25 protein-coding genes and 1 riboswitch are annotated in these 25,013 nt (G+C 73.4%); of the genes, 9 read left to right on the top strand and 16 right to left on the bottom strand.

From position 1 onward, the window contains the following. Positions 1-227 precede the first annotated feature (227 nt). Positions 228-599 (top strand): PPOX class F420-dependent oxidoreductase, encoded by a 372-nt coding sequence (locus AB0G74_RS28090; RefSeq protein WP_361151580.1) that lies wholly within the window; start codon positions 228-230, stop codon positions 597-599. A gap of 71 nt (positions 600-670) precedes the next feature. On the opposite strand, the gene rsgA is transcribed toward AB0G74_RS28090, so the two are convergent. Together rsgA and AB0G74_RS28080 are read right to left on the bottom strand one after the other, a co-directional pair. Beyond that, positions 671-1,786 (bottom strand): ribosome small subunit-dependent GTPase A, encoded by a 1,116-nt coding sequence (gene rsgA / locus AB0G74_RS28085; RefSeq protein ID WP_361151578.1) that lies wholly within the window; start codon positions 1,784-1,786, stop codon positions 671-673. A gap of 75 nt (positions 1,787-1,861) precedes the next feature. Then, on the bottom strand, positions 1,862-2,026 hold the full coding sequence (locus AB0G74_RS28080) for a hypothetical protein (protein ID WP_361151575.1): 165 nt from the start codon (positions 2,024-2,026) through the stop codon (positions 1,862-1,864). Between the two features lie 147 nt (positions 2,027-2,173). Here AB0G74_RS28080 and AB0G74_RS28075 point away from each other — a divergent pair, with 147 nt between their 5' ends. Together AB0G74_RS28075 and AB0G74_RS28070 are read left to right on the top strand one after the other, a co-directional pair. Then, entirely contained in the window at positions 2,174-3,274 is a 1,101-nt protein-coding gene (locus AB0G74_RS28075; RefSeq protein ID WP_361151573.1) for a right-handed parallel beta-helix repeat-containing protein, read from the top strand. Between the two features lie 115 nt (positions 3,275-3,389). Further along, positions 3,390-4,478, top strand: a complete 1,089-nt coding sequence (locus AB0G74_RS28070) for a methyltransferase (protein ID WP_361151570.1) — start codon at positions 3,390-3,392, stop codon at positions 4,476-4,478. Between the two features lie 93 nt (positions 4,479-4,571). On the opposite strand, the gene AB0G74_RS28065 is transcribed toward AB0G74_RS28070, so the two are convergent. The 7 genes from AB0G74_RS28065 to AB0G74_RS28035 form a co-directional block, all read right to left on the bottom strand. Next, positions 4,572-4,961, bottom strand: coding sequence for a TcmI family type II polyketide cyclase (locus tag AB0G74_RS28065; protein WP_361151568.1), 390 nt, complete (start codon positions 4,959-4,961; stop codon positions 4,572-4,574). Then, the gene (locus AB0G74_RS28060; RefSeq protein WP_361151565.1) at positions 4,958-5,422 is read right to left on the bottom strand and encodes an SRPBCC family protein; all 465 of its coding nucleotides are present in this window, start codon (positions 5,420-5,422) and stop codon (positions 4,958-4,960) included. The genes AB0G74_RS28065 and AB0G74_RS28060 overlap by 4 nt, the downstream gene beginning before the upstream one ends. 1 nt (position 5,423) lies before the next feature. Continuing rightward, complete coding sequence (locus AB0G74_RS28055) at positions 5,424-5,681, bottom strand: acyl carrier protein (RefSeq protein ID WP_361151562.1); 258 nt, start codon at positions 5,679-5,681, stop codon at positions 5,424-5,426. 113 nt (positions 5,682-5,794) lie between these two features. Next, positions 5,795-7,069, bottom strand: coding sequence for a beta-ketoacyl synthase N-terminal-like domain-containing protein (locus AB0G74_RS28050; RefSeq protein ID WP_361151559.1), 1,275 nt, complete (start codon positions 7,067-7,069; stop codon positions 5,795-5,797). Next, positions 7,069-8,370, bottom strand: coding sequence for a beta-ketoacyl-[acyl-carrier-protein] synthase family protein (locus AB0G74_RS28045; protein WP_361151557.1), 1,302 nt, complete (start codon positions 8,368-8,370; stop codon positions 7,069-7,071). The genes AB0G74_RS28050 and AB0G74_RS28045 overlap by 1 nt, the downstream gene beginning before the upstream one ends. Further along, on the bottom strand, positions 8,367-8,801 hold the full coding sequence (locus AB0G74_RS28040; protein ID WP_361151554.1) for a cupin domain-containing protein: 435 nt from the start codon (positions 8,799-8,801) through the stop codon (positions 8,367-8,369). The genes AB0G74_RS28045 and AB0G74_RS28040 overlap by 4 nt, the downstream gene beginning before the upstream one ends. Positions 8,802-8,899: 98 nt before the next feature. Then, on the bottom strand, positions 8,900-10,042 hold the full coding sequence (locus tag AB0G74_RS28035) for a SchA/CurD-like domain-containing protein (protein ID WP_358825966.1): 1,143 nt from the start codon (positions 10,040-10,042) through the stop codon (positions 8,900-8,902). A 243-nt stretch (positions 10,043-10,285) separates the two neighbouring features. On the opposite strand from AB0G74_RS28035, the gene AB0G74_RS28030 reads away from it, so the two are divergent. After that, positions 10,286-12,073, top strand: coding sequence for an FAD-dependent monooxygenase (locus AB0G74_RS28030; RefSeq protein WP_361151551.1), 1,788 nt, complete (start codon positions 10,286-10,288; stop codon positions 12,071-12,073). Between the two features lie 671 nt (positions 12,074-12,744). Beyond that, positions 12,745-15,381 carry a SpoIIE family protein phosphatase gene (locus AB0G74_RS28025; RefSeq protein WP_361151548.1) on the top strand — a complete coding sequence of 879 codons (2,637 nt, stop codon included), beginning with the start codon at positions 12,745-12,747 and terminating at the stop codon, positions 15,379-15,381. 111 nt (positions 15,382-15,492) lie between these two features. Here AB0G74_RS28025 and AB0G74_RS28020 read toward each other — a convergent pair whose 3' ends face one another. Further along, positions 15,493-16,269, bottom strand: coding sequence for a DUF1775 domain-containing protein (locus AB0G74_RS28020; protein WP_361151546.1), 777 nt, complete (start codon positions 16,267-16,269; stop codon positions 15,493-15,495). A 207-nt stretch (positions 16,270-16,476) separates the two neighbouring features. Here AB0G74_RS28020 and AB0G74_RS28015 point away from each other — a divergent pair, with 207 nt between their 5' ends. Further along, positions 16,477-17,574 (top strand): serine hydrolase domain-containing protein, encoded by a 1,098-nt coding sequence (locus AB0G74_RS28015; RefSeq protein WP_361151544.1) that lies wholly within the window; start codon positions 16,477-16,479, stop codon positions 17,572-17,574. A 34-nt stretch (positions 17,575-17,608) separates the two neighbouring features. Here the strand turns inward: AB0G74_RS28015 and AB0G74_RS28010 are convergent, their stop codons facing one another. The 5 genes from AB0G74_RS28010 to AB0G74_RS27990 all read right to left on the bottom strand — a co-directional run bounded on the left by AB0G74_RS28010 (position 17,609) and on the right by AB0G74_RS27990 (position 21,456). Further along, positions 17,609-18,808 carry a hypothetical protein gene (locus AB0G74_RS28010; protein WP_361151542.1) on the bottom strand — a complete coding sequence of 400 codons (1,200 nt, stop codon included), beginning with the start codon at positions 18,806-18,808 and terminating at the stop codon, positions 17,609-17,611. Positions 18,809-19,260: 452 nt separating this feature from the next. Further along, on the bottom strand, positions 19,261-19,569 hold the full coding sequence (locus tag AB0G74_RS28005; RefSeq protein ID WP_361151540.1) for a hypothetical protein: 309 nt from the start codon (positions 19,567-19,569) through the stop codon (positions 19,261-19,263). Next, a complete protein-coding gene (locus AB0G74_RS28000) occupies positions 19,566-20,069 on the bottom strand; it encodes a SigE family RNA polymerase sigma factor (protein ID WP_361151537.1) in 504 nt (167 codons plus the stop codon). Before AB0G74_RS28000 ends, AB0G74_RS28005 begins: the two co-directional genes overlap by 4 nt. A gap of 40 nt (positions 20,070-20,109) precedes the next feature. Continuing rightward, positions 20,110-20,760, bottom strand: a complete 651-nt coding sequence (locus tag AB0G74_RS27995) for an exonuclease (protein WP_361151534.1) — start codon at positions 20,758-20,760, stop codon at positions 20,110-20,112. A 96-nt stretch (positions 20,761-20,856) separates the two neighbouring features. Then, positions 20,857-21,456 (bottom strand): histidine phosphatase family protein, encoded by a 600-nt coding sequence (locus AB0G74_RS27990; protein ID WP_361151531.1) that lies wholly within the window; start codon positions 21,454-21,456, stop codon positions 20,857-20,859. Between the two features lie 119 nt (positions 21,457-21,575). Beyond that, a riboswitch (adenosylcobalamin (AdoCbl) riboswitch) is annotated at positions 21,576-21,716 on the top strand. 10 nt (positions 21,717-21,726) lie between these two features. Between AB0G74_RS27990 and AB0G74_RS27985 the strand changes: the two genes are divergently transcribed. Together AB0G74_RS27985 and AB0G74_RS27980 are read left to right on the top strand one after the other, a co-directional pair. Next, positions 21,727-21,966, top strand: a complete 240-nt coding sequence (locus tag AB0G74_RS27985; RefSeq protein ID WP_361151529.1) for a CbtB domain-containing protein — start codon at positions 21,727-21,729, stop codon at positions 21,964-21,966. Between the two features lie 26 nt (positions 21,967-21,992). Further along, positions 21,993-22,820, top strand: coding sequence for a CbtA family protein (locus AB0G74_RS27980; protein ID WP_361151527.1), 828 nt, complete (start codon positions 21,993-21,995; stop codon positions 22,818-22,820). Positions 22,821-22,942: 122 nt separating this feature from the next. Here the strand turns inward: AB0G74_RS27980 and AB0G74_RS27975 are convergent, their stop codons facing one another. Further along, positions 22,943-24,322 carry a hypothetical protein gene (locus AB0G74_RS27975; protein ID WP_361151524.1) on the bottom strand — a complete coding sequence of 460 codons (1,380 nt, stop codon included), beginning with the start codon at positions 24,320-24,322 and terminating at the stop codon, positions 22,943-22,945. 229 nt (positions 24,323-24,551) lie between these two features. Between AB0G74_RS27975 and AB0G74_RS27970 the strand changes: the two genes are divergently transcribed. Then, positions 24,552-25,013 (top strand): hypothetical protein, encoded by a 462-nt coding sequence (locus AB0G74_RS27970; RefSeq protein ID WP_361151521.1) that lies wholly within the window; start codon positions 24,552-24,554, stop codon positions 25,011-25,013.

Genomic DNA, 25,013 nt, shown 5'->3' with positions numbered 1-25,013 from the left:
TCGCGGACTGCACGCACCGGACGCCGCGGGCCCCGCCCTACGGGCGGACGGCGCCGTGCTGACGACACGGCCCGGCGGTGACGACCGGTCCGTGCGGCCCGCCGCCGGGCCGTGTCGTGCGGCCCGCCGACTCGGCACCCGGCACCGCGAAGGCACCGGTACGGGCCGGAGGTCCTACGGCCGGGGTCCGATACCGGGGAGCGGTCCGGGCGTGTGAGGCTGTGATCATGACCGAATTCACCGAGACCGAGCGCGCCTATCTCGCGACCCAGCGGCTGGGCCGGCTCGCGACCGTCGATCCGAAGGGACAGCCGCAGGCGAATCCCGTCGGGTTCTTCCCCCAGGCGGACGGGACGATCCTGATCGGGGGTCATGCCCTGGCGACCACCAAGAAGTGGCGGAACCTCCAGTCGAATCCGAAGGTGGCGCTGGTGGTGGACGACATTCTGAGCGTACGGCCGTGGCGGGTGCGCGGGGTCGACATCCGGGGCGAGGCCGAGTTGCTGACCGGGCCGCACGACCTCGGGCCGCACTTCAGCCAGGAGCTGATCAGGCTCCATCCGAAGAAGATCCACAGCTGGGGTCTGGAACAGGAGTAGCGCCGGGCCCGGTCCGGCCGGTGCCGGGTGTCACCCGGCACCGGCCGGACCGGGGCCGCGGCCGCCGTACGTCAGCGGCCCTGACGGCCCCGCTTGGCCTCCATCGCCGCCTTGCCGATGGCGCCCCGCACCCGGTACTCGCGGCGCAGTTCGGCCCGGACCCGGGCATCGGTCTTCGCCACGATGCGCTGGTTCTCCCGCAGCAGTTTGCGGAAGCTCTCCAGTCGTCGTTCCGGCAGCGCGCCGGACTCGACGGCTGCGAGCACCGCGCAGCCGGGCTCGCGGCCGTGGGCGCAGTCGTGGAACCGGCAGTCGGCGGCCAACTCCTCGATCTCCGCGAAGACCTGGTTCACCCCGACCGTGGCGTCCCACATACCGACGCCCCGCAGTCCGGGGGTGTCGATGAGCACTCCCCCGCCGGGCAGCGGCAGCAGATTGCGGGTGGTCGTGGTGTGCCTGCCCTTGCCGTCGACGTCCCGGATCGCGTGGACCTCCATGGTGTCCGCGCCGGCCAGGGCGTTGGCGAGGGTGGACTTCCCCGCGCCGGAGACCCCCAGCAGTACGCTGGTGCCGCCCGCGACGACGGCCCGGAGGACGTCCATGCCGTCGCCGGTGTGGGAGCTGACGGAGAGCACCTCGGCGCCGGGGGCGACGGCGGCGACGTCCTCGACGAGATACGACAGACCGGTCGGGTCCGGCACGAGATCGGCCTTGGTGAGGACGACGACGGGCACGGCTCCGCTCTCCCAGGCGAGGGCGAGGAAGCGCTCGACCCGGCCCAGGTCGAGTTCCCCGGCGAGGGAGACCGCGATGATCGCGGTGTCGACGTTGGCGGCGAGGATCTGGCCCTCGGACCGCTTGGACGAGGCGGAGCGGACGAAGGCGGTCCGGCGCGGCAGATACGTCCGGACGTACCGGGGGTCGCCGCCGACCGGTTCGAGGACGGCCCAGTCGCCGGTGCAGATCACCCGCAGCGGGTCGTGCGGCGTGACGAAGGCGGTGTCGGCGCGGACGACCGTGCCGTCGGCGGTGACCACGTCGCACTGCCCCCGGTCGACCCGGAGGACCCGCCCGGGCAGCAGCCCTTCGGCGGCGTACGGGGCGAACGCGGACTCCCAGGAACCGTCCCAGCCGTAGGCGGGCAGGGCGGACGACGGGGAGGTGTTACCGGTGGTGGAGAGGTTCAAGGAGGGACCCTTCACAGGGGTGGTCCCGGCGGCTCGTCCGCGCGGCGCGCGCGGACGGCGGAATGCTGAAGGAGATCAGCCGGTGACCACGGAGGTGGAGTTGATGGACGTCTGGTCGCGGACAGCGCGCAGCACAGTGACCGTCATGACTCTCACCTCCTCCTTACTCTCGTCGCCCGCGGCCCGGTGGCCCTCGGCGTCGTGCCCCCACTGTAGGGCCCGTCCGGCGCCGTACGCCACGTCTTTTCCACCGGCGCGGGGCGGGACCCCGGCGGCGCCGCCCGTACGGGCCCTCCGCTCCCCCGGGCAACCCGGTCGCCGCACACCGCGCCGCCATCTGGTCACTCCATGTGGCGGGGGGTGGAAATCGACCCTAGCTTCGGCGGTATGACGAAACGCCACAAAAACCACCTATCCCTGCTATGGAATCGGCGGCGCGCGGGCATCGTGGCCGTCGCCGTGGTCGCGATGGGCTCCGGGGTCGCCGCGGCCCCCGGGCATCACGGCGGGCGGCACTCGGTCCAGCCGGGTGAGTCGATCCAGGCCGCGGTGGCCGCCGCGCGGCCCGGGGACACCATCGTGGTGGCGCCGGGGACGTACCGGGAGAGTGTGGAGATCACCACCTCCGGGGTCACCCTGCGCGGCTCGGGGCCCGGGACCGTGATCGCGCCGCCCGCCGGAACCGAGAAGCGGGCCGAGAGCGCCTGCGCCAAGGCGGGCAACGGGATCTGCGTCACCGGGACGGACGACGCCGATGTCACCGGTGTGACCATCCGCTCCCTGGCGATCTCCGGCTTCACCAAGGGCGGCCTGTGGGCGTCCCGTACCGAGGGGCTCACCGTCCGGGACGTGACCGCCGAGAAGAACGGCACCTGGGGCCTGGGCCAGGAGAAGTCCACCCGGGCCGTCTTCCGCGGCAACACCGCGCGCGGCAACGGGGACGCGGGCATCATGCTGACGAACATCGTCGGGCACGAGGCCGCGGCCATCGACAGCGGCGGCACCGTCGTCGCCGACAACGACCTGAGCGACAACCGGCTCGGGGTGATGCTCAAGCGGATCCGCAATGTCTCCACCCACGCCAACGAGATCACGGCCAACTGTGCCGGGATCTTCGTCGTCAGCGACGAGTCACGGCCGGGGTCGGGCGACATCACCATCCGCTCCAACACGATCCACCGGAACAACAAGTTCTGCGCGGCCACCCCCAGGCTGCCCGCGATCCAGGGGTCCGGGATCGTCCTGACCGGCTCCGACGCCACCGTCATCAAGGGCAACTCGGTCCGCGACCACAAGAGCGACACCCTGCTGGCCGGGGGGATCGTGCTGGCCGAGAGCTATGTCGGCGCCGTCAACACCGACAACGTGATCGAACACAACACGGTCACCGGCAATGTGGCGGCCGACCTCATCGACCGCGGCAACGGCTCGGGCAACACCTTCGCCCGGAACGAGTGCGCCTCGTCCAAGCCCGCCGGACTGTGCTGATCCGGTTCCGGCGGCCCGGGGAGCGCCACCGCGCCCCCGGCCGCCGGACCGCGCCGAACCGTCAAGCCCCCATCCGGCGCCCGGCGCCGGGAGAGCAGGAGAACGAGCACACACCATGACAACCCTCGGCACCAGACCCACGCCCGGCGACCCCGCCGGAGTCGACTCGTCCCCGCCCCCGGCGATGCGGCTGCGGGAACTCGTCTTCGGGGCGGCCTGCGCGGCGGCCGTCCGGGCCGCCGCCCGGCTGGGCGTCGCCGACGCCCTCGGCGACGCGCCCACCAGTGTCGACCGGCTCGCCGCCGCCGTCACCGTCGAGCCCCGGCCGCTGCGCAGGCTGCTGCGGGCCCTGTCCTGCTACGGCGTCTTCGCCGAGCGCCCCGACGGCACCTTCGTCCATACGGAGATGTCGCGGATGCTGCGCGAGGACGATCCGCGGTCGCTGAAGTACATCGCCCTGTGGTGCACCGAGCCGTGGACCTGGGCCGCCTGGCCCCGGCTCGACGACGCGGTCCGCAGCGGGGACACGGTCTTCGACGAGCTGTTCGGCAAGGGCTTCTTCGAGTATCTGCACCAGGACGCCCATGAGTCCGCGCATGTCTTCAACCGGGCCATGACCACCTCCAGCCGGCAGTCCGCCCTGGAGGTCGCGGAGCTGCTCGACCTCACCGGGGTCACGTCCGTCGCCGATATCGGCGGCGGCCAGGGGCACGTCCTGGCCGGACTGCTGGAGAAGCACCCGGGGGTCCGGGGCACCCTGCTGGATCTGCCGGACGTGGTCGCCAAGGCGGACCCCCGGCTCCGCGAGGGCGGCGAACTGGCGGACCGGGTCGACATCCTGCCCGGCGACTGCCGCCGGGAGATCCCGGTCGCAGCCGACCTCTACATCATCAAGAACATCCTGGAGTGGGACGACCACAGCACCCTGGCGACGCTGCGCAATGTGATCGCGGCGGCCCGCCCCGGCGCCCGGGTCGTCGTGATCGAGAACCTGGTGGACGACACCCCGTCGATGAAGTTCACCACCGCCATGGATCTGCTGCTGCTGATGAACGTCGGCGGCGCCAAGCACACCCGCGACAGCATGGTGGAACGGATCACCCAGGCCGGGCTGGTGCTCGGCGAGATCCGGCCCGTCAACGCCTATCTGCACGCCTTCGAGTCCGTCGTCCCCGAACGCGAACCCGCGCCCGTCGCGTCCTGAGCCGGACGCGGACGACGGACCGGCCCCGGGAACCCTTCGTACGGGTCCCGGGGCCGGTCCGTCATGGCGTACCACGCCCGCGGCGGGCCGAGGTCAGCCGCTCTCCCAGCGGTAGAACTGCCGGGCCATCGCGTCCTTCGGGGACCGCCAGGTCTCCGGATCGTACGGACTGACGTAGGCACTCAGCCGCTCGCTCAGTTCCCGGAACTCCGGGTGCCCGGTGACCTCGGCGATCGCCGGGCCCGGCGGGCGGTCGGACTCGATCAGATGCAGATACAGATCGGGACCGAACTGGAAGAGGCTGCGCCGGTTCACCCCGACCAGACCCGGCAGTTCACCACTGTCGGAGCGGGCGAAGAGTTCGGCGATCCCGGCCGCCGAGCCGGGCGCCATCCGGGCCACGATCAGCGCCCGGTGGGCACCGGACGGGGCGTCACCGGTCCCGGGCGCCCCGGTGGTCTCCGTCCGGGACGACGTACTCATCGCCGGACCCCCGCCCGGGCCCGGTCCTCGATCTTGTCGCGGATCAGCGCCATCTGGATCTTGGAGTTGCGGTTGATGTTCTCGGTCATCCAGTCGTCGTCGACCGGGGCGTCCGGCTTCATCGCGAAGTCCTGGCGCCAGTGCAGCCGGGTGCCGCCGGGGACCTCCGAGTACTCCCACACGATGTCCATGTGCTGGAACGGGCCGGTCTCCACCCGGCGGGCCCGGACCCGGCGGGCCGCCCGGTCGGGGGTGCGCTCGGAGACCCAGCTCCACACCTTCCCGTTCTCGTCCGGGTGCATGGTCAGCCGGAAGGTGGTGGTGTCGCCGCTGCGCTCCAGGATCTCGACGGAGGCGTATTCGGAGAACAGCTCCGGCCAGTGCTCCAGGTCGTTGGTGATGTCCCAGACCAGGTCCAGGGGCGCGGCGACGGTGATCTCGTTCTCGGTGTGTCCGGGCACTTCAGGCTCCGCTCTTGAGAAGGGTGTCGTTGACCAGTGCGAGGAACTCGCGGGGGGTCTTGCAGCGCTCGGCGTCCTGCGGCATCGGGTGCCCGTAGTGGTTCTCCAGGGTCGCGACGATGCCGAGCAGGCCGAGCGAGTCGAGGCCGTAGTCCTCGAACGGGGTGTCGGGACGGTCGGCGAAGGTGTCGGGGTCGACGTTGACACCGGCGTTCTTGCGCATCAGATCGGCGAGTGCGCCGGAGGTCAGGCTGCTCATGGGGTACTCCTTCGTGGTGCTTCGGGTCGCGGGTCCCGGCCCGGTGGGGCCGGGACCCGCTGGTCGGGGCGTCCGGTACGGGCCCGGGGCCGGGCTCCGTACCGGACGGGCCGTCAGTCGGGGGCGGCGCTGCGCAGGACCAGGGCCGCGTTGGACCCCATCAGGCCCCGGCTGAGCACCAGCGCCGTACGCAGCGGCATCCGCCGGGCCTTGCCGGTGACGACGTCGATGTCGTGGCAGACGTCGAAGACGTTGGGCGTGGGCGGTACGAGGCCGTGCTCCATGGCCATGACGGCGGCGGCGGCGTCCAGCACCGGGCCGCCGCAGTAGGCCCGGCCGATCCCGGTCTTGGGGGCGGTGACGGGGACCCGCCGGCCGTGGGTGCCGAGGGCGTCGGTGAGGGCGAGGGCCTCGGCCCGGTCGGCCTCCGGGGTGCCGACGGCGTCGGCGAAGACCACGTCGATCTCCTCGGGGGCGGTGCCGGACGCCTCCAGGGCGCCGCGGATCGCCCGGGCGAGACCCTCCCGGGACTCCGCCCACCGGGACGGGCCGGTGAAGGTGGCGGCGTGTCCGACGATCCTGGCCCGGGGCCGTACCCCTCGCCGCAGGGCGGCTTCCTCGTCCTCGACGACCAGCATCGCGCCGCCCTCGGCCGGGGCGAAGCCGCATGCCTCGGTAGTGAAGGGGCGGTAGGCGCGGGCCGGGTCGTCGCTGCGGCTGAGGTCCGGATAGCCGAGCTGGCAGACGGCGGAGTAGGGGGCGAGCGGGGCTTCGGCGGAGCCGACGACCACGGCGTCGGTGCCGCGGACGACCGCCCGGGCGGCGAGCGCGAGGGCGTCGAGTCCGCCCGCCTCGTCGCTGCAGACCACCCCGCAGGGGCCCTTGAAGCCGCCGCGGATGGAGATCTGGCCGGTACTGGCGGCGTAGAACCAGGCGATGGACTGGTACGGGCCGACGAAGCGGGAGCCCTTGCCCCAGAGCCGTTGCAGCTCGCGCTGGCCGAACTCGCCGCCGCCGGAGCCGGAGGCGGTGACCACGCCGACGCCGAACGGGAACTTCTCGTAGTCGGCGCGGCCGAGCCGGGCGTCGGCGAGGGCGAGATCGGCGGCGGCCATCCCGAAGTGGGTGAACCGGTCGGTCTGGACCAGGAAGCGGTCCTCGACCATCGCCCCGGGTTCGAAGTCGCGGACCTCGCCGCCGACCTTCAGCGGCAGCTGTTCGCAGCCCTCGCGGGTCACCCGGTCGATGACGCTGATGCCCTCCTGGGTGGACTTCCAGAACACGTCGGCACCGATGCCGTTGGGGGCGACCACGCCGATTCCGGTGACGACGGTACGGCGGGCGGGGTCGCCGCGGCGCCGGGGCGTGGCACTCTCCGCGCTGCCCATCAGGTCCTCCCACTGGTCCTGTCGCTGGTCCGGGAGCCGCTGCGGCCACCGGGACGGGTCATCACGACCGCGGACTGGAAGCCGCCGAAGCCGCTGCCGACGGAGAGCACGGTGCGCAGCTTCCGGGGGCGGGCGGTCCGGGGTACGTAGTCGAGGTCGCACTCGGGGTCGGGGGTCTCGTAGTTGGCCGTCGGCGGCACCACCTGGCGGTCCATCGCCAGGACGCAGGCGACCAGTTCGATCGCGCCGATCGCCCCGAGGGAGTGGCCCACCATGGATTTGATGGAGCTCATGGGGGTGCGGTAGGCGTGGTCGCCGAGGGAGCGTTTGACGGCCGCCGTCTCGTGCCGGTCGTTCTGTTTGGTGCCGGAGCCGTGGGCGTTGACGTAGTCGACGGCGGTCCGGTCGAGCCGGGCGTGGTCGAGGGCGACGTCGATGGCGCGGGCCATCTCGATGCCCTCGGGGGTGAGCCCGGTCATGTGGTAGGCGTTGCCGAAGGTGGCGTAGCCGCCGATCTCGCAGTAGATCCGGGCGCCGCGGGCCCTGGCGTGTTCCAGTTCCTCCAGGACGAGGACGGCGCCGCCCTCGCCCATGACGAAGCCGTCGCGGTCGGCGTCGAAGGGCCGGGACGCGTGGACCGGGTCGTCGTTGTTGGCGGAGGTCGCCTTGATGGCGTCGAAACAGGCCACGGTGATCGGGGATATCGGCGAGTCGGAGGCCCCGGCTATGACGATGTCGGCCCGGCCCTCCTCGATGGTGTGGAAGGCGTAGCCGACGGCGTCGAGGCCGGAGGTGCAGCCGGTGGAGACGGTCTGGACCGGGCCCTTGGCGCCGCACCGTTCGGCGACCGCGGACGCCAGGGTGCTGGGTGAGAACGCCCGGTGGAGATGGGGTTCGGCGGGCCGGTGGTCGACGGCCCAGCGGCTGCCGGAGGCGGAGACGGCGACATAGTCGTGCTCCAGCCGGGTGGTGCCGCCGACGGCGCTGCCGAGGGAGACCCCGGTCCGCCAGGGGTCCGTACGGTCGGGGTCGAGCCCCGCGTCGCGTATCGCCTCGTCGGCGGCGACGAGGGCGAACTGGATATAGCGGTCCTGCCGGTCCCGCTCCTGGCGGCCGAGGCCGAGGGCTTCGGCGTCGAAGTCGACCTCGGCGGCGATCCGGGAGCGGAATCCGGTGGCGTCGAAGAGGGTGATGGCCCGGGTCGCGGTGCGTCCGTCGGCCAGCAGGTCCCAGAACGCCGGGGCGCCGACCCCGCCGGGGGCGACGACGCCGACCCCGGTGATCGCCACCCGCCGGGTCATGACACGGCTCCGGACCGTTCCGGCGGCCCGGCGGGGGCGCCGGCCGGATTGACCTCGGTGTCGACATGGCCGAGGTCGGGGCGGGGTGCCAGCGGGCCGAGGTGGAAGACCATCCGGGCCTCGACATTGCCGACGTTGCGGAACCGGTGCCGCATGTCCTTGGGGATGAGCAGGCCCTGGTCGGGCCGGATGGGGTGCGGTTCGCCGTCGAGGTCGACTTCGAGGAGGCCGCTCACGACATAGATGAACTCCTCCGAGTACGGGTGGTAGTGCTCGGCGATGAACTCACCCGGCTGCACGATGGCGACCCCCATGAACCCGCTCTCGGCGCCCACGGCGGTGGGGGTGAGCATGGCGCGCAGATCGCCGCCGCGCCGGGTGTTGGGCTGGGTGTCGCTGAGGTCCACGATGCGTGGGCGGTGCGTGGTCATGCTGGCTTCCTCCAGATGGGGGTACCGGTCCGGCCGGGCGGTACGGGATGTCCGCGGGGCCCGGCCGGGCCGGTCCCGGGCGGTGGTTCGGTGGTTCTTCAGCTCTCGTCCGGGGCGAACCGGTCGGTGATCAGCTGCATATCGGCCCGGGTGACGAAGCGGGCCACGCCCGGGTCGCCCTCGGTGATCTCGGCGGCGGTGTGCGGGAGTTCCGCGCCGTCGGCGAGCAGCTTGGCGAGGGTGGCGGTCTTCCGGGCGCCCTGGACGCCGAGGGCCAGCACGCTGTGGTCCGCGATGGGGCCGCTGACGTCGATCAGCCGGACCACGATGTCGTCGCGGTGGAAGACGGTGGAGGAGACGATGGGGTCCTGGCCGTGGGCGGCGGCTTCCTCGTCCTGCTGGGCGAGGAGCCGGGCGACGGCCAGTCCGCAGCCCTCCTTCGCCTGGTAGAAGAGGGCGTGCCGGTTGACCTCGCCGGGCGGCCGGGACTCGGCCGAGACGTGGTGTACGGCGGGCAGTGCCGCCCGAGTGAAGAAGACCCGGGCCGAGTTGGCGTCGTCGAGGTCGCGGTCCTGTTCCAGGTACGGATTGATGGCCTCTTCCACGGCCCGTACCTCGGGCTGTTTGGCCACATGCCGCAGGGCCACCATGAGGTCTCCCTGGACCTCGATGGCCCGGACGACCCGGTTCCCGTGCATGAAGAGGGACGTCCGGCGGAGCCGGGTGTGGTCGTCGACCCGGGCGGCGGGCGGCCGGTAGTCGGCCAGGATCTTGGCGACGGTCTTCTCGCTGCCCGGCTTCACGGTGAAGGTGAGGGCGTGCCGTACGACTCCGTCGCCGACCCGGACGGAGGCCCGCTTGTCGGCCGGCCGGCGCGGCGCGGCGTCGACGGTGAACGCCTGTCCGGTCTCGCGCAGGACGTTGAACTTCAGCGACCGGGTGTCGCGGACACAGCTGTGCAGCGGCTGCACGGTCTCCACGTGCTCCTCGCTGTTGACCCAGGCCAGGAACGGCGGCGCGCTCTCCCATTCGCTGGTGATCAGCCACTGCGAGGGGTTCTCGATGGACTGGCAGAGCTGGTCGCTGATGTGCCCGGGCACCGAGGCCACGCTGTTGCGCATGTGCTCGTACGCCTCCAGGAACTCCTTCTGGGCTCCTTCGTAGAGGTCGAGGAGGAGGATCACGCGGAGCCTGGAGCCGTCGAAGACGGACTGCGATATGCGTTCCGACAGGGTGGTCATCGATGTTCACACTCCTTCGCGACCACGCCCGGCGGCAGCGGGCCCGCTGCCCGTCCGTCCGTCGTCACGTCCGTCGCCTGTTCCTGTGCTGGCTGTGCTGGTGTTCCGTCGGCGGGCTCCGCGCGCCGCGCGGAACGCTCCCCGTGGTCCGATCGTGATCCGGTGTCACAGGTGGCGCGAGAGATGGGCACCATGCGGGTGAATGAGCGGGGGAACCGTTCCTGCACCGGGCACACAGAACGCATGGAAGACCCCACGAAGCACCCCGCAACCGCAGCCGTCGCACAGCAACCCGGGGCACCGGCGCTCCGGGTCCCGGTCCTCGTCGTGGGCGGGTCCCTGGTGGGCCTGTCCACCTCCTTGTTCCTCAGCCGTCACGGCATTCCGCATCTGCTGGTCGAGAAGCACTCGGGTACCTCCACGCATCCGCGCGGGCGGGGGATGAACCTGCGCACCATGGAGCTGTTCCGGGTCGCGGGGGTGGAGCGGGAGATCCGCGAGGCGTCGGCGGTGCTGGCGGGAAACCACGGGATCCTCCAGGCCAGGTCGCTCGCCGGGGACGACGGCGAATGGCTCTTCCGGCAGATCGACCCCGGCGGCGGCCACCGGGCGATCAGCCCCAGCGGCTGGTGCCTGTGCAGCCAGAACGACATCGAGCCGGTGCTGGACGCCCGGTCCCGGGAGTACGGCGCCGATCTGCGGTTCTCCCACGAGCTGTGCTCGTTCGAGCAGGACGAGCAGGGGGTGACGGCGCTGGTCGAGAACCGGGCCACCGGGCGGCGGTTCCCGGTCCGGGCGGACTATCTGGTCGCCGCCGACGGGCCCCGCAGCCCGGTCCGGGAGGCCCTCGGCATCGGCCAGAGTGGCAACGGGGAGCTGTTCCACAACGTCAGCGTCACCTTCACCTCGCACGGTCTGGCGGCGGTGGCCGGGGACCGGCGGTTCATCGTCTGCTATCTGACCAGCCCGGGTTCGGACGGGGCGCTGCTGCCGGTGAACAACCGTGAGCTGTGGGTCTTCCACGCGCCGTGGCACCCCGAGGTGGGCGAGCCGCTGGAGGCGTTCACGGACGACCGGTGCCGGGACCACATCAGGGCGGCCGTCGGGGTCCCCGATCTGGATGTGGAGATCACCGGCAAGGCGCCCTGGCACGCGGCGGAACGCGTCGCGGAACGGTACTCGTCGGGGCGGGTGTTCCTGGCGGGCGACTCGGCCCACGAGATGTCGCCGACCGGCGCGTTCGGCTCCAATACCGGGATCCAGGACGCGCACAATCTGGCCTGGAAACTGGCGGCCGTACTCAAGGGCTGGGCCGGTCCCGGACTCCTGGAGAGCTACGGCGCCGAGCGCCAGCCGGTGGCCAGGGCGACCAGCGCGCGGGCGTCGGCCCGATCCGCCGAGCACAGCCATCCGGGGTACGACCCGGCGCCGTCCGCGATCAGCCGCCGGGGCAATGTGCTCACGGTGGCGATGGGGTACGGGTATCCGCGCGGCGCGGTCGCCGGGACGGACCCCGACGCCCCGGTCGTCCCGGACGCGATGCGGATCACGGGCGCGCCCGGCACCCGGGCACCGCATCTGTGGGTCACCCGGTCGGGCGAGCGGATCTCCACGATCGATCTGTACGAGCGGGTGCCGGTACTGCTCTGCGAGGAGGGCTCCGGCTGGCCGGAGGTGGCGCGCCAGGACGCGGCCCGGCTCTCGGTCCCGCTGGAGGTACTGACCTTCGGCCGGGGCCCGGAGGCCGATCTGGTCCCGGAGGAAGGCGTGGACTGGGCGGTGACGCACGGCGTGGAGCCGGGCGGCGCGCTGCTGGTCCGCCCGGACGGCTTCGTGGCCTGGCGGGCGGTGACACCGGTTCCGGCGCCGGGGGCGGCGGTCGCCGGGGCGCTGACCGAGATCCTCAGCCTGGAGACGCGTACCCCCGATCAGGAAGCCCGGATGCTGGACGGGGCGGTCCGTACGGCGGACGGCCCGGCCGCCCGGGAGGAACCGGGCCAGGCCGGGGAGCCGCGCCCCACCGGGGTGTGACGGGCCGTCGGAGCGTGACCGGTACGGCTCCGGGGCCGTACGCGTGGGCGGACGCCGACGCCCCCGGAGTCCCGGGCCCGCGCCCAGTGGCCCGGCGTTGTCGGCGGTCCGCGGCCCGCGTGGGGCTGTTCGCACGGCTCCGCCCCCTATGCCTCCGGCAATTGGGAGGGGACCCCAGCGCCTTGGTCCTCCCGGGCACCGCCCGCGCCATCTGCCCTGCCGAGCCGGTGCATCGCCCGCGCCTGCGGCCCGGTGGTGGGCTGGTCGCGCAGTTCCCCGCGCCCCTCAATGCTCTCCCCAGCGCCGACCCTGAAAAAGGCACCGCCCCACCAACGAGGGCCCGCCTCTTACCGAGGGCGGTCAGAAGGGCAACCAGGTGGCGCCGGGGGTTCTCCCATTGTCGGAGGCATAGGGGGCGGAACTACGCGACCGGCCAAGGCCGGTCCGCAGACCGCCGACAACATCAGGCCGCCGGGCGGGACCCGGGTTTGCGACGGCAACCCGGAGGGCCGAGGCGCCGGGGTCCCCGGAGACGTCTCCGCGCGCGCCGCGCGCGGATAGCCCACCACATGCGGGAGGTGTAGAAAGAGGTCATGGCCGCACGCTCCGGTCGCCCCTCCCGGCACCCGCGTCCCTCCCGGCGTCCGGGGCAGGTACCGCGGGGCCTGTCGATGCGCAGTGTGGCGGGGCAGGTGTTCCTGCTCCAGGCGGTGATCGTGGTGCTGCTGGTGGCCGCAGGCATGGCCGCCCTCGTCCTCCAGTCGCACTCGGACGCCGAGCGGGAGGCCCGGCGCCGTTCGGTCGCCGTGGCGGAGACCTTCGCGTCCGCCCCGGGCATGCAGGCGGCGCTGGAGAGCCCGGACCCCACGGCGGTGCTCCAGCCGAAGACGGAGGCGGCCCGCAAGCTGGCGGGGGTGGACCTCATCGTGGTCTTCGACACCCACGGCAAGCGCTATACCCACCCCGATCCGGGCCTGATCGGGTCGACCGTCGCCGGTGATCTCTCCCGGGTGCTCAAGGGTGGGGTGGTGACCGGGGAGTTCGAGGGCGAGCCGGGCCGGCTGGTGCATGCCACGGTCCCGGTGCACGCCGCGAACGGCACGGTCATCGGTCTCGTCTCGGCCGGGGTCACCCTGGAGCATGTGAGCGGGGTGGTCGAGGAGCAGTTCCCGCTGCTGTTCGGGGTGGCGGCCGGGGTGCTGCTGCTGGCCACCGTCGGCACGGCCCTGGTGACGGGGCGGCTGCGGCGCCAGACGCACGGGCTGGGCCCCGAGGAAATGACCCGGATGTACGAACATCACGACGCGGTGCTGCACGCGGTGCGCGAGGGCGTGATGATCCTGGACGGCGACCGGCGGGTGCTGCTCGTGAACGACGAGGCCCGCCGTCTCCTGGGCCTGCCCGCCGAGGTGGAGGGCCGTACGGTCGACGAGCTGGACCTCGATCCGCACTCGGCCCGGCTGCTGTCGTCGGGGCGGATCGCCAATGACGAGGTCTACCGGGTGGGGCGGCGGCTGCTCGCCGTCAACCAGCGGACGACGGACCGGGACGGCGGCCCGGCCGGTACGGTCGCCACGATCCGGGACACCACCGAGCTGGCGGCGCTCAGCGGCCGGGCCGATATCGCGCAGCGGCGGCTGCGGCTGCTGTACGACGCGGGTGTGGAGATCGGGACGACCCTCGACGTGGTCCACACCTGCGAGGAGCTGACCCTGTTCGCCGCCGCCCGGTTCGCGGACTACGCGACGGTCGATCTGTCGGAGGCGGTGCTGCGCGGCGAGGAGCCGACGGCCACCGGCGCCGGTTCGGATATGCGCAGGATCGCCTTCAGCGGGGCGCGGGACGACACGGCTCTCTTTCCGCTGGGGACGACGATCCGGTTTCTGCCGTCGACGGCGCTGGGCGCGGGCATCACCAAGGGCGAGGCGGTGCTGGAGGCGGATCTGGCGGCCTTCTCGGGGTGGGAGCAGCAGTCGCAGTCCCGGGCCAGGCGGCTGGTCGGCGCCGGGTTCCACTCGATGGTGGCGGTGCCGCTGCGGGCCCGGGGCGCGATCCTGGGTGTGGCGATGTTCTGGCGGTCGGAGCGCCCGGAGCCCTTCGACGAGGAGGACCGGACTCTCGCCGAGGAGTTGGTGGCGCGGGCGGCCGTCAGTGTCGACAACGCCCGCCGCTACTCCCGTGAGCACACCATGGCGGTGACCCTGCAGCGGAGTCTGCTGCCGCGCGGGGTGCCGGTGCAGAGCGCGCTGGAGGCCGCGTACCGCTACCGTCCGGCGCAGGCGGGTCTGGGTGGGGTCGGCGGGGTCGGCGGTGACTGGTTCGACATCATCGCGCTGCCCGGCTCGCGGGTGGCGCTGGTCGTCGGTGACGTCGTCGGCCACGGGCTGCACGCGGCGGCCACCATGGGTCGGCTGCGGACCGCGGTGCACAACTTCTCCACCCTCGATCTGCCGCCGGACGAGTTGCTGTGGCATCTGGACGATCTGGTGCGCCGGATCGACCAGGAGGACGGTGCGGACGCCGAGTCCGCGATCACCGGCGCCACCTGTCTGATCGCGATCTACGATCCGGCGACCGGGGTGTGTTCGATGGCGCGGGCGGGCCATGTGCAGCCGGTGGTGGTCCATCCGGACGGCACCGCCGCGTTCGCCCGGGTGCCCGGCGGGCCGCCGCTGGGGCTCGGCGGGCTGCCCTTCGAGACGCTGGAGCTGCGGCTCCCCGAGGGCAGCACCCTGGTCCTCTATACGGACGGCCTGGTCGAGGACCGGGACCGGGACATCGACCAGGGTCTGGCGCTGCTCCGCGACACCCTCTCCGGGCACGGCGACCGGACCCCCGACGAGACCTGCGACGCGGTGCTGCGGGCGCTGCTGCCGGAGAATCCCCGCGACGACGTCGCCCTTCTGGTGGGCCGGACCCGGGTCCTGGATCCGTCCCGGGTCGCCGAATGGGGCGTACCGTCCGACCCCTCGGCGGTGGCGGAGCTGCGGGCCCGGGTGGCCCGCACCCTGGAGGAGTGGGATCTGGACGACGAGGCGTTCACCACGGAGCTGATCCTGAGTGAGCTGGTCACCAACGCCATCCGGTACGCGGTGGGGCCGATCCGGGTCCGGCTGATCCGGGACCGCGCCCTGATCTGCGAGGTCTCCGACCACAGCAGTACGTCACCGCATCTGCGGCAGGCGGCGAGCACGGACGAGGGCGGCCGGGGGCTCTTCCTGGTCGCCCAGTTCGCGGACCGCTGGGGTACCCGGTACACACCGGACGGCAAGGTCATCTGGACGGAGCAGCCGCTGCCGGGTTTCTGAGCCGCTGGGAGGGGCCGGGACGGCGTACGGGCCCGGCGGCGGTGATCCGCCGCCGGGCCCGCCGGTGCTCCCGGGGGTACGGCTCAGGGGCCGGTGTCCACCCGGTACGGCTCAGGTGCCGGAGGAGCGGCGCCGGTACGCCCACACCCCGGCGGCGGCCAGGACGGCGACACCGCCCGCCGCCGCGGCGATCACGGCACCGTTCCCGCCGCCGTCACCGTCACCGTCGCTCCGGGCGGAGCCGCCGGTCGTCCCGTGCGAGTCGTGTCCCTTCTCAGTGGTCAGCGGGCTCGCGCTCGCCGTGGCCCCGGTCTCCGGCGTCTCGGCCGTCGGCGGGGGCGTCGCCGGGGCGGACGGCGCGCGGACGGGTTCGCGTACGGTTCCGGCGGCCTTGGCCCGCAGCTTGAGGACGGGCGCCGGGTTCTCGGACTTCACCCCGGCCCGGGGCTCCTCCAGCCAGCGGGCCTGGGAGCCGTCGCCGTAGGTTTCGAGGACCCGGAAGACCAGTTCCTTCGCGTCCGGGAGCTGCTGGACGACGACGCTGTGCACCACGTCCCGGCCGACCGGCAGGGCGGCGCCGCTGATGGTGTAGCCGCCCTGGGAGTGGGTGAACTTCCAGCCCTTCGGGGCCTGCTTCAGGGTGACCGCCGCCGACGACATGTCCTGGGCGAGGGCGATCTGGACCTTCATGAGTCCGGCCTTCGCCGACTCGGCCTCGGAGGTGAAGGTGAGGGTGACGTTCTTCGCGAGGGCCCGTGGCTCGGAAGCGGTGACCCCCGCGTGGGCGGCGGCGGGGTGGCCGGTCCCGATCACGAGGGCCAGCCCGCAGACGAACGCGGCGGCGGGCGCGGCGCGCCGGGCTCGGCGGGACAGGGGCGAGCTGCTCATGGTTCTCCTCGGGTGTGTGCCGTGAAGTTGCGCGTCGGACCACCCCCGGCAAACCCCTGGCGCTGTCGGGTCCCTGCCGTGCCGGAGGTGCCGGGGACATCATTCACGACACCGCGCCCCGGGCAAAGACCCTGACCCCCTATACCCCCATGGGGTATTCTCGCATTCTCGCCAACACCCCCCAGGGGTATAGGAGGTCGAGTTGTCATGCCGAGCGATGATTTCGCCGAGGCACCGTACGCCCGGGTACGCCAGATCTTCGACCGGTTGGTCCGCGAGGGCAGGGAGCCCGGCGCCGGACTCTCGGTCTGGCGCGGGGGGCGGGAGGTGGTGCGGCTCACCGGCGGCTGGGCGGATTCCGGCCGCACCCGGCCGTTCGACGCCACGACCCTGGTCCAGCCCTATTCGCTCTCCAAACCGTTCGCCGCCGTCGCGGCCCTGGCCGCCGTCCGGGACGGCGCCCTGGAGCTGGACCGCCCGATCGCGGAGTACTGGCCGGAGTACGGGCGGGCCGGGAAGGAGCGGGTGACCCTGCGCCGGGTCCTCTCGCACCAGGCGGGCCAGCCCCGTTTCCCCGAAACCCTGCGGGGCGCAGACCCGTTCGACGACGCGGCGCTCCGGGCCGGGCTCGCGGCGGCACCGCCCGAGTACGAGCCCGGTACGGCGATCGGCGAGCACGCGCTGACGTACGGGCATCTGATCGACGGCGCCCTCAGGGCGGGCGCCGGAACGACCCTCGGCGAGATGTTCAACGGGGTCGTCCGCCCGGCACTCGGCCTGGACGCCTGGTTCGGGGTGCCGGACGGCGAACTGGGCCGGGTGGCCGAACTGGAGTACGCCGCCCCCGACTGGGCGGAGCGGCTGCCGTCCGCGCCCTGGCTGGAAATCCCGGCGGGCCCGCTGGAACTCGCCACGGTCAACTCGGCCCGGTGGCGGCGATCGGTCTTCGGCACGGTCAACCTCCACACCAGCGCCTCGTCGGCCGCCCGCTTCTTCGGCGGGCTGACCGATCCGGCCGGGCCGATGGCCGAACTGCTCGGACCCGAGGTCCACCGGGAGTTCCTGGCACCCCAGGCGACCGGTCACGACGAGGTCTTCGGTACCGAACTGACCTGGACGCTCGGACTGCTCCGGGACCGTACGAAGATCGCCAAGGGGGGCATCGGCGGCTCGGCGGGCTGGTGGTCCTCCGAACGCGGCCACGGCGTGGCCTATCTGACCCGGGGACTGGCCGACCACTCCCGGGTGGCCGAGATAGCCACAGCCCTCGGGGACGATCTGTCGGTGACACCGCTGGAGAGCTGACCGGCGGCACCCGGCGCCGGGGCGGGCCCGGCAGTCAGATGGCGTACCGCCAGACGGTGAGCATATGGGCGCCGTACCAGCTGCCGACGAGGGTCGCGACGGCGAGCACGGCCACGGCGGTACGCGTCCTCGCCCGGCCCAACACCACCGCCACCGGCACCAGGAAGATCACGGCGGGCACCAGCAGCCGCAGCTTGGAGTGGTAGTAGTTGCTCTGCGCCAGGGTCAGCACCACCATCACCGTCCCGTACACCAGCAGCGGCGGCCAGGTGCCGCGCCGCCAGGCCAGTACCGTGAGGCAGACGGCCCCCACCAGGAGGACGGCGGTACTCACCGGCACCCAGCCCTCGGCCCGTCCGGCGGTCTCCGTCAGGAACGAGAAGAACGCGGCGCCGTTGTCCCAGCGGGTCCCCCACCCGGCTTCCTGGATCACGAACCAGGCGTCGAGCTGCCCCAGCCGCTCCCCCACCCAGAGCAGATACAGCGGCGTCCCCGAACACGCCAGCACCACCCCGGCGACCCGACGCCGGCCGAGCCGCCCGTCCGCGCGCACCGCCAGCACGGCGGCGACCGCCAGCGCCACCGCGAGCGCGAAGGCCGCCGGGCGGGTCAGTCCCGTCAGCAGCCCCAGGAACCCGGCCGTCAGCCAGGCTTCCCGGTGCGCGGCGAGCAGCGCGGCGGCGGCCAGGGCGAGGAAGAGCGACTCGCTGTACGCCATCTGGAAGGTGATCGCCATCGGCTGCGCCCCGGCGAGCAGCGCGATCCCGGCGAGGGCGGTCCGCTCGTCGTACAACCGGTACAGCAGGCCGTGTACGGCGAACAGCGCGCCGAGCAGACAGAGATGCGCCAGGGCGATCGCGACCCCGCCCGCGTCGAGCCCGGTGAGCCGGTGCACGGCCCGTACCAGCAGCGGAAACAGCGGGAAGAAGGCCAGATTGTTGCCGGTCAGCTCACCGTCGTCACGGTAGTGGAACCCGGTCGGATAGCCGTCGGTGGCTATGTCGACGTACAGGGCGGCGTCCCAGGACAGCAGCCGGTCGCGCAGCGACCAGCCCGGCGGCAGCATCGCGGTGAGTACGACGAGATGGACGACGACGCTCGCGGCGTACACCCCGACCACGGCGGTCGCACGCTGCCGCCCCGCCCGCTCCCCCGCCTCCCCGGGGCCGCCGCGCGGCACGGGCACCGGCGGCCCGGCGGTCGGGCGGTCGTCGGTCAGGGACTGGTCGGCCATCGGGCTCCTCGTACGGTTCGTACGGTCGATTACTCGACACGCATACGTACGTTCGCCCCTGTGGGGTTGACACGCTGTGACGCACCTCACGAATCGCCTCCGCCGATGGAGACACCCCCAGCGCCTCGCCCCTCCGGCTGAGGCCAACTACCCGGGTCCCGCCCTGCGGCCTGATGCTGTCGGCGGTCCGCGGACCGGCCGTGGCTGGTCGCGCAGTTCCCCGCGCCCCTGGTTGCCTCTCTTGCCGCCCTCGCCGAAAGACGGGCCCCTCTTCTTCAGGGGCGATGCCTGGGAGGGCATTTAGGGCCGCGGGGAACTGCGCGACAAGCCACCGACGGCGGGTGGTCGGCAATGGTGGGTGGGGGCCGCCCACAGGTTCCGGGGTGAAGCGCTCAGCCGAAGGCGTAGGGGGCGGAAATGCGCGACGAGCCACCGGCGGGGCGCGGGCCGTATCAGGGGGGCGTCGGCATCGTACGCGAGGGGCTCGGGTGGGGTGGGGAGGACGTCGCCATCGGGGTGGGCGAGCCGGACGCGGGTTCCACCGGGCCCGGCCCCGGCCCCGCGTCCGGCCTCGCCACGAGCAGCGCCACCACCGCCGCCACCGCGCACAACAGCCCCGCCCCCGCCGCCCTGCGCCGCCGCGATCTGGCCCTGGCCCGGCCGGTGATGACCGCCGCCCCGGCGGGCCGTACCCGCCCGGCGGCCCGCGCGGCGGCCGTCCGCAGCCGGTCCGCCACCAGTTCGTCGTGGTCGGTCGTCACGGCGATCCCCCGTCCGTCGTCCGTGCAGGATGGTCGTCGATCAGTCCGGCGAGCTTGGCCCGCGCCCGGGAGAGGTGGGTCTTCACGGTTCCGGTGGAGAGCCGGGTCTCGGCGGCTATCCGGTCCACGGGCAGATCGCAGACGTAGTAGAGCGCCGCGCACTGCCGCTGCCGCGCGGGCATCCCCCGCAGCGCCCGTTCGAGATCGACGGCGCCCGGCCCGGGGCCGTCGCTGACGGCGGGGTCGCCGCGCCGCCGCCAGGCCCGCTGGCCCCGGACGACCCGCCGCCACCGGCTGACGGCGAGCCGCCATGCCACGGTCCTCACCCACGCCTCGGGCCCCAGGTCCTCGGCCAGCCGCCGCCGGTGCCCCCAGGCCCGGACGAACGCCTCCTGCACCACGTCCTGCGCCTCGTGGAAGTCGCCGGTCATGACGTACAGCTGGCCGGTGAGCCGGTGCACGGAGCGGGTGTAGAAGTCCGTGAACTCCTCCTCGGTCAAACGTCAGCTCTCCTCGCCGGTGTACGGATCCCCGCCGACGTTACGCGGCGCCGTCCGGGGCGCCGCGACGCGGGTCGCCGCCCCGGCGGGGCCGCTCCCCGGGCCCGGGGGCGTACCGCCGGAGCACGGCGTCGAAGACGGCGGCCAGCTCGGCCGCGTCCTCGCCCGCGTGGTGGGTGTGCGGAAGTCCCTTCAGTCCGGTCGCCGCCTTGATGGTGCTCTTGTGGGAGCGGCGCCATTCGGCGCCCGTCAGGCCCATCCAGTAGCTGCGGAGGTCGATTCCGGCGCCGGTGGCGCCGAAGGGGCTCGCGCCGGTGAAGCGGACGAAGTACCAGTGGACGAACATGCCGTCCCAGACGGCGGGCGCGGCGAGGAAGACGGGGCGGCCGGTCTTCCGCAGCCCGTCCACCCAGCGGGCGGCCCGGGCCATCGCCGCCTCGGGGGCGGGTGCCTCGCGGAGCAGCCGGTCGCGGTCGAGCCCGGAGACGGCGAGGGCCTCGGGGACGACTTCGTCGGAGATGGGCCGCAGTTCGGTGTAGAAGGCGAGTTCGGGGCGGCCGACGACGGACATGCCGAGGGAGAGCATGCTGTACGGCCCCGGGATGGGCCCGTCGGCCTCGACGTCCACGGCAACGTACAGCTCGGGGAGACCGGTGGCGGGCGGGTCGGTCGGACCGCTGGGTGGGTTCACGCGGCGCAGCGTAGACGGGTACGGCTCCGGCGGGCCACGGATTTGCGGACGGCCCGGCACCCGACCCCTGGCCGGGGGGACGTCACGGCCCCCGCGTCACGGTCCCGCGTCCCGTCCCTCCAGCCGCGTACCGAGGCGCAGGTTCCAGCGGCGGCCGTCGCCCGACAGGTCGGTCAGGGTCAGCGGGGGTACGTCCAGCCGCCAGAACGTCTCCGGGGGCAGGGCCAGCGCGTGCAGTACGGCCGCGCGGACGACGGCCGGTTCGGCGACGGCGAGTACCCGGTGCCCGGCGGGGCCTTCGGCGAGGCCGTCCAGCCAGCCGCCGACGCGGGCGCGGAGGTCGAGCAGTGACTCGCCGCCGTGCGGGGCCGACGCGGGGTCGCCGAGCCAGTCGGCCATCGCGTCGGGTTCCGCGCGGGCCGTCTCGTCCAGTCCGCGGCCCCGCCAGCGCCCCAGGTCCCAGTCGGCGATGCCGGGTTCGAGCCGGGGCCCGGGGCCGAGGCCGAGTTCGGCGCAGGTCTCCCGGCAGCGGGCGGAGGACCCGGCGAGGACGGTCCGTCCGGTACGCGGTACCCGGTGCGCGGCGGCGCGGGCGGCGGCCCGGCCCGGCTCGTCCAGTCCCTCGCCGGGGTCGAACCGGGCGGCGCGGACCGCCGCGGTCGCCGCCGCCGTCAGCAGGGTGACCCGTACCACCACATCACCGTCCCCTCCGGCCGCTCCTGTGGCCGTCCGTCCCATCTTCCGCCCCGGGCTCGGGATCCGGCCCCGAGTAGTCGAATACGCGCCATGGCGGCGGAGGTTCGGGCACGGTACGGTCGCGTGGACATGACGAGGATGTGATGGAAGTCCGGTGCAAATCCGGCACGGTCGCGCCACTGTGTACCCGTCTCCCCGGCGGGAAGTCAGACCCGGCGTCCTCGTCTCGGGCACCACGAACGGGACGCGTTGTTCCCCCTGGAGGTTGTCATGGCCCAGTCGGCCGTACCCGCCGCTCCGCTCACCCCCGCACCGGCCCGCACGCCGGTCGCCGTCACTCCCCTCTCCCTCCGGGAGATCGCCCCCTGGGCGCTGTTCACCGGCGTCCTGGCCCTGATCCTGCTCTACTTCGTCGGCGCCGAGCAGGGCGCGGTCGCCCTGGTCTCCGGCGAGAGCGTCCACGAATGGGTCCACGACGGCCGTCATCTGCTCGGCTTCCCGTGCCACTGAACCCCGGTACGGGAGAGAGACGGCGGATGAACCCGACGGACATCAACACCGATATCCACTCCGACACCGACACCGAGCGGCACGCCCCCGTGCCCACCGGCTCCCGGACCGTCCGGGCGCTGCTGGTCCGGGGCATGCTGGCGGGCCTGATCGCCGGGGTGTGCGCCCTGGCCGTCGCGTACTTCCTGGGCGAGGGTCCGGTCGACGCGGCCATCGCGTTCGAGGAGGCGGGCGCCCATGACCACGGCGGCGGCGAGGAACTCGTCAGCCGGGCCGTGCAGTCGACCGCCGGACTCGCCACCGGCGTCCTCGTCTTCGGGGTCGCCGTCGGCGGGATCGCGGCGCTCGCCTATTGCGCGGCGCTCGGCCGGACCGGCCGCTTCGGGCCGCGCGGCACGGCCCTGCTGGTGGCGGTCGGCACACTGCTGAGCGTCTATGTCGTGCCGTTTCTGAAGTACCCGCCGAATCCGCCCGCCGTCGGCGATCCCGACACCATCGGGCAGCGGACCACCCTCTACTTCCTCATGGTGGTACTGGGCGTGGCGCTCACGGTGGGGGCGGTGATCGCCGGCCGCGCGCTGGCGCCCCGTACCGGCACCTGGCACGCGGCGGTCATCGCGGCGGCGGGGCTGGTCCTGGCCGTCGGGCTCGCGTATGCCTTCCTGCCGTCGTTCGACGAGGTGCCGAAGGGGTTCCCGGCGGCTGTGCTGTGGGAGTTCCGGCTCGCGACACTCGCCGTACAGGCCACGCTGTGGGCGGTGTTCGGCCTGGTCTTCGGGGAGTTGGCGGAGCGGCTGCTGATCCCGGCGAAGGCCCGCCCGGCCGGGACGGGGGCGGTGGCGGCGACCGGCTGACGTTACGGGACCGGGCCCGCCCGCCCGGAAGGTCCCGGGCCTCCGAGGCGCCCGCGCGCATACCCGTGCCCCGCCGGATCTCCTCCGGCGGGGCACGGGTGCCGTCCGCCCGCGTACCCGGGTCAGCCGGTCGCGGCCGGGAAAGTCACGGCGATGTCCTCCGGCGCGATCCCGGCCGCGCCCCGGCAGACCGCCTCGACGGGCGCGGCCCCCGGTACGGCCGCCAGCCGCGCCACGACCTCCCCCAGGCACCGCTTCAACGCGCGCTGCCCGTAGTAGTTGGGGTGGAGGACCTCCCGGGCCTCGTCGGCGGGGGGTTCGGCCGCGGTCCGGGGGACGTACCGGGCCCACTCCGCCCGTTCGGCGCCGGGCGAGGCGATCGTCCCGTCGGCGGCGAAGGCGGTCCGCGCCGCCCGGCCGCCGCAGACCTGGTGGCCTTCGAGCAGCCCGCCGACGTCCACGAAGTCGGCGCCGGAGCGGCGGGCGGCGGCCCTGATCCGGTCGTTGAGCGCGCCGCCGACCCCGGTGGCGAGCCAGCGCAGATCACGGTCGTAGAAGGGGCAGCCCGCGACGCCCCAGCGGTCCCGGCCGTTCTCGTCGAGCCGGGTCGTCGCGTCCGGGTCTCCCGAGGCCAGCGGCAGCGGATACGACTGGACGACGACCCGTGGCAGCGAACCGGTGCCATCGGCCGCCGCCCGTACCGACGCGACGGCCGCCGCCACCTTCTCCCCGACCGCCGCGACGCGCTCGGCCGCCGGGCCGGTGATCCGCCGGTCGGTCGAGCAGTCGGTACGGTCGCGCCAGGCGGCGGCGCATGCCTTCATGGTGTCCGTCAGCCGGACGTCGTCACCACCGATCGAGACGACGACGGTCCGTACGTCGTACCGGGCGGCCAGCTTCCGCAACTGTTCGAGCTGCGCCTCGTGGCTCCGTACGGCCCGGGACGGCGCCTCGGCCCCGGCGGTCGAACAGGCGATGTTGTGGTGGTGGACGGTATCCGTGGTGAGGGTGAGGACATCGGAGCGGCGGCAGTCGTCGGTATAGACCCGTGGCGGTACGGCTCCGGACGCCCCGGTCCTGGTCCGGTCCGTGGCGTCGCGCAGCGCGGCCGGAACGCCGCCGTCGCCGCCGAGCCCCTCCGCGTTCCCGGCCCAGCGCGCTCCTTCCCCGGCGAGGAAGCCGTCCCCGAGCGTCACCAGCGCGACCGGCCTCGCGGGCGGCGCGGCCCCCGGTTCGTCGGCGGTGGTGATATCGGGGCGCGGCAGCCCGGGCCCCGGTTCGACGGGCCCGGGTCCCGGGGCCACCACGGGCCCGGTCGGCCTGGGTACGGGCCCGAGCCCCGGTGTCGCGGTGGCGGACGGCGACCCGAAGGCCAGGGCCGCGGGGAGCACGGCGAGGGCACCCAGTACCCCCACGGCGCTCCGCACGGCCCGCGCCACCCGCCGCCGCGCGACGGGGTCCGCGGCGCCCGCCCGGGGTGCCTCGTCGGGGAGTTCGGTCATCGCTGGAGCCTCGATCCTTGGGCCGGTACCCCCGCTGTGCTGCTCCCATTGACCGCCCCACCGGCCGCCGAGGGCTTCCGGCCACGCGTGCCGTACGACGACATCACCCGTCCGGCCCCGTCCGTACGGTGAAGCGAGGCACCCGGCAGAAGCCCCACCGGTCGCGCGACTTCACCGGCCCCGCTTCGAAGGGGCGGCTCCTCCGGACTCCGAGACGGGAAGGACCACCATGACCAGATCGAGAACCATCGCCCTCCTGACGGCCGTCGCGGCCGTGCTCGCGACCATGCTCGTGACGGCGCCGCAGGCCGCCGCGAACACCGGCCGGTGGCAGCCGTGGAACCCCGGCTGGACCACCAAATGCGGATCGACGACCCACCATCCGGTGACGACCCGCGTGATCTACCAGACCTGTTTCGTCCTCGGCAGCGCCAACTACATCCAGCCGGTTCTGGTGGTCACGAACCACGCCCCCAACGCGATCCGGATGCAAGCCGTCGTCCAGTCGACCCACGGAACGCCGACGAGCTGCCCGGACACCTTCCTCAGCGCCGGCTACTCCACCGCGTGTCTGGGGACGACCTTCCAGGCTCGGCCGGGCAGAAACGTGGGTTGGAGCGATGTCTTCCTGTACAACGCGGGCGACTGGTACCGAGGGACGACGGACGCCATCTGGCTCACCTACGCCTGA

The sequence above is a fragment of the Streptomyces sp. NPDC020875 genome (genome assembly GCF_040641415.1).
Classification (GTDB): domain Bacteria; phylum Actinomycetota; class Actinomycetes; order Streptomycetales; family Streptomycetaceae; genus Streptomyces.
The sequence above is the reverse complement of the archived record's forward strand: the minus strand, read 5'-3'. Positions and strand labels throughout refer to the sequence as shown.

Bases quoted from the DNA above. Each gene is read 5' to 3' on its own strand.
- AB0G74_RS28030 (WP_361151551.1), top strand. From the start codon at position 10,286: ATGGAAGACCCCACGAAGCACCCCGCAACCGCAGCCGTCGCACAGCAA.
- AB0G74_RS28055 (WP_361151562.1), bottom strand. From the start codon at position 5,681: ATGAGCAGCCTGACCTCCGGCGCACTCGCCGATCTGATGCGCAAGAAC.
- AB0G74_RS28045 (WP_361151557.1), bottom strand. From the start codon at position 8,370: ATGACCCGGCGGGTGGCGATCACCGGGGTCGGCGTCGTCGCCCCCGGC.
- AB0G74_RS28025 (WP_361151548.1), top strand. From the start codon at position 12,745: ATGCGCAGTGTGGCGGGGCAGGTGTTCCTGCTCCAGGCGGTGATCGTG.
- AB0G74_RS28050 (WP_361151559.1), bottom strand. From the start codon at position 7,069: ATGGGCAGCGCGGAGAGTGCCACGCCCCGGCGCCGCGGCGACCCCGCC.
- AB0G74_RS27970 (WP_361151521.1), top strand. From the start codon at position 24,552: ATGACCAGATCGAGAACCATCGCCCTCCTGACGGCCGTCGCGGCCGTG.
- AB0G74_RS28035 (WP_358825966.1), bottom strand. From the start codon at position 10,042: ATGACCACCCTGTCGGAACGCATATCGCAGTCCGTCTTCGACGGCTCC.
- AB0G74_RS28065 (WP_361151568.1), bottom strand. From the start codon at position 4,961: ATGAGTACGTCGTCCCGGACGGAGACCACCGGGGCGCCCGGGACCGGT.
- AB0G74_RS28010 (WP_361151542.1), bottom strand. From the start codon at position 18,808: ATGGCCGACCAGTCCCTGACCGACGACCGCCCGACCGCCGGGCCGCCG.
- AB0G74_RS27980 (WP_361151527.1), top strand. From the start codon at position 21,993: ATGAACCCGACGGACATCAACACCGATATCCACTCCGACACCGACACC.
- AB0G74_RS28040 (WP_361151554.1), bottom strand. From the start codon at position 8,801: ATGACCACGCACCGCCCACGCATCGTGGACCTCAGCGACACCCAGCCC.
- AB0G74_RS27985 (WP_361151529.1), top strand. From the start codon at position 21,727: ATGGCCCAGTCGGCCGTACCCGCCGCTCCGCTCACCCCCGCACCGGCC.
- AB0G74_RS28070 (WP_361151570.1), top strand. From the start codon at position 3,390: ATGACAACCCTCGGCACCAGACCCACGCCCGGCGACCCCGCCGGAGTC.
- AB0G74_RS27975 (WP_361151524.1), bottom strand. From the start codon at position 24,322: ATGACCGAACTCCCCGACGAGGCACCCCGGGCGGGCGCCGCGGACCCC.
- AB0G74_RS28020 (WP_361151546.1), bottom strand. From the start codon at position 16,269: ATGAGCAGCTCGCCCCTGTCCCGCCGAGCCCGGCGCGCCGCGCCCGCC.
- AB0G74_RS28015 (WP_361151544.1), top strand. From the start codon at position 16,477: ATGCCGAGCGATGATTTCGCCGAGGCACCGTACGCCCGGGTACGCCAG.
- AB0G74_RS28090 (WP_361151580.1), top strand. From the start codon at position 228: ATGACCGAATTCACCGAGACCGAGCGCGCCTATCTCGCGACCCAGCGG.
- AB0G74_RS28075 (WP_361151573.1), top strand. From the start codon at position 2,174: ATGACGAAACGCCACAAAAACCACCTATCCCTGCTATGGAATCGGCGG.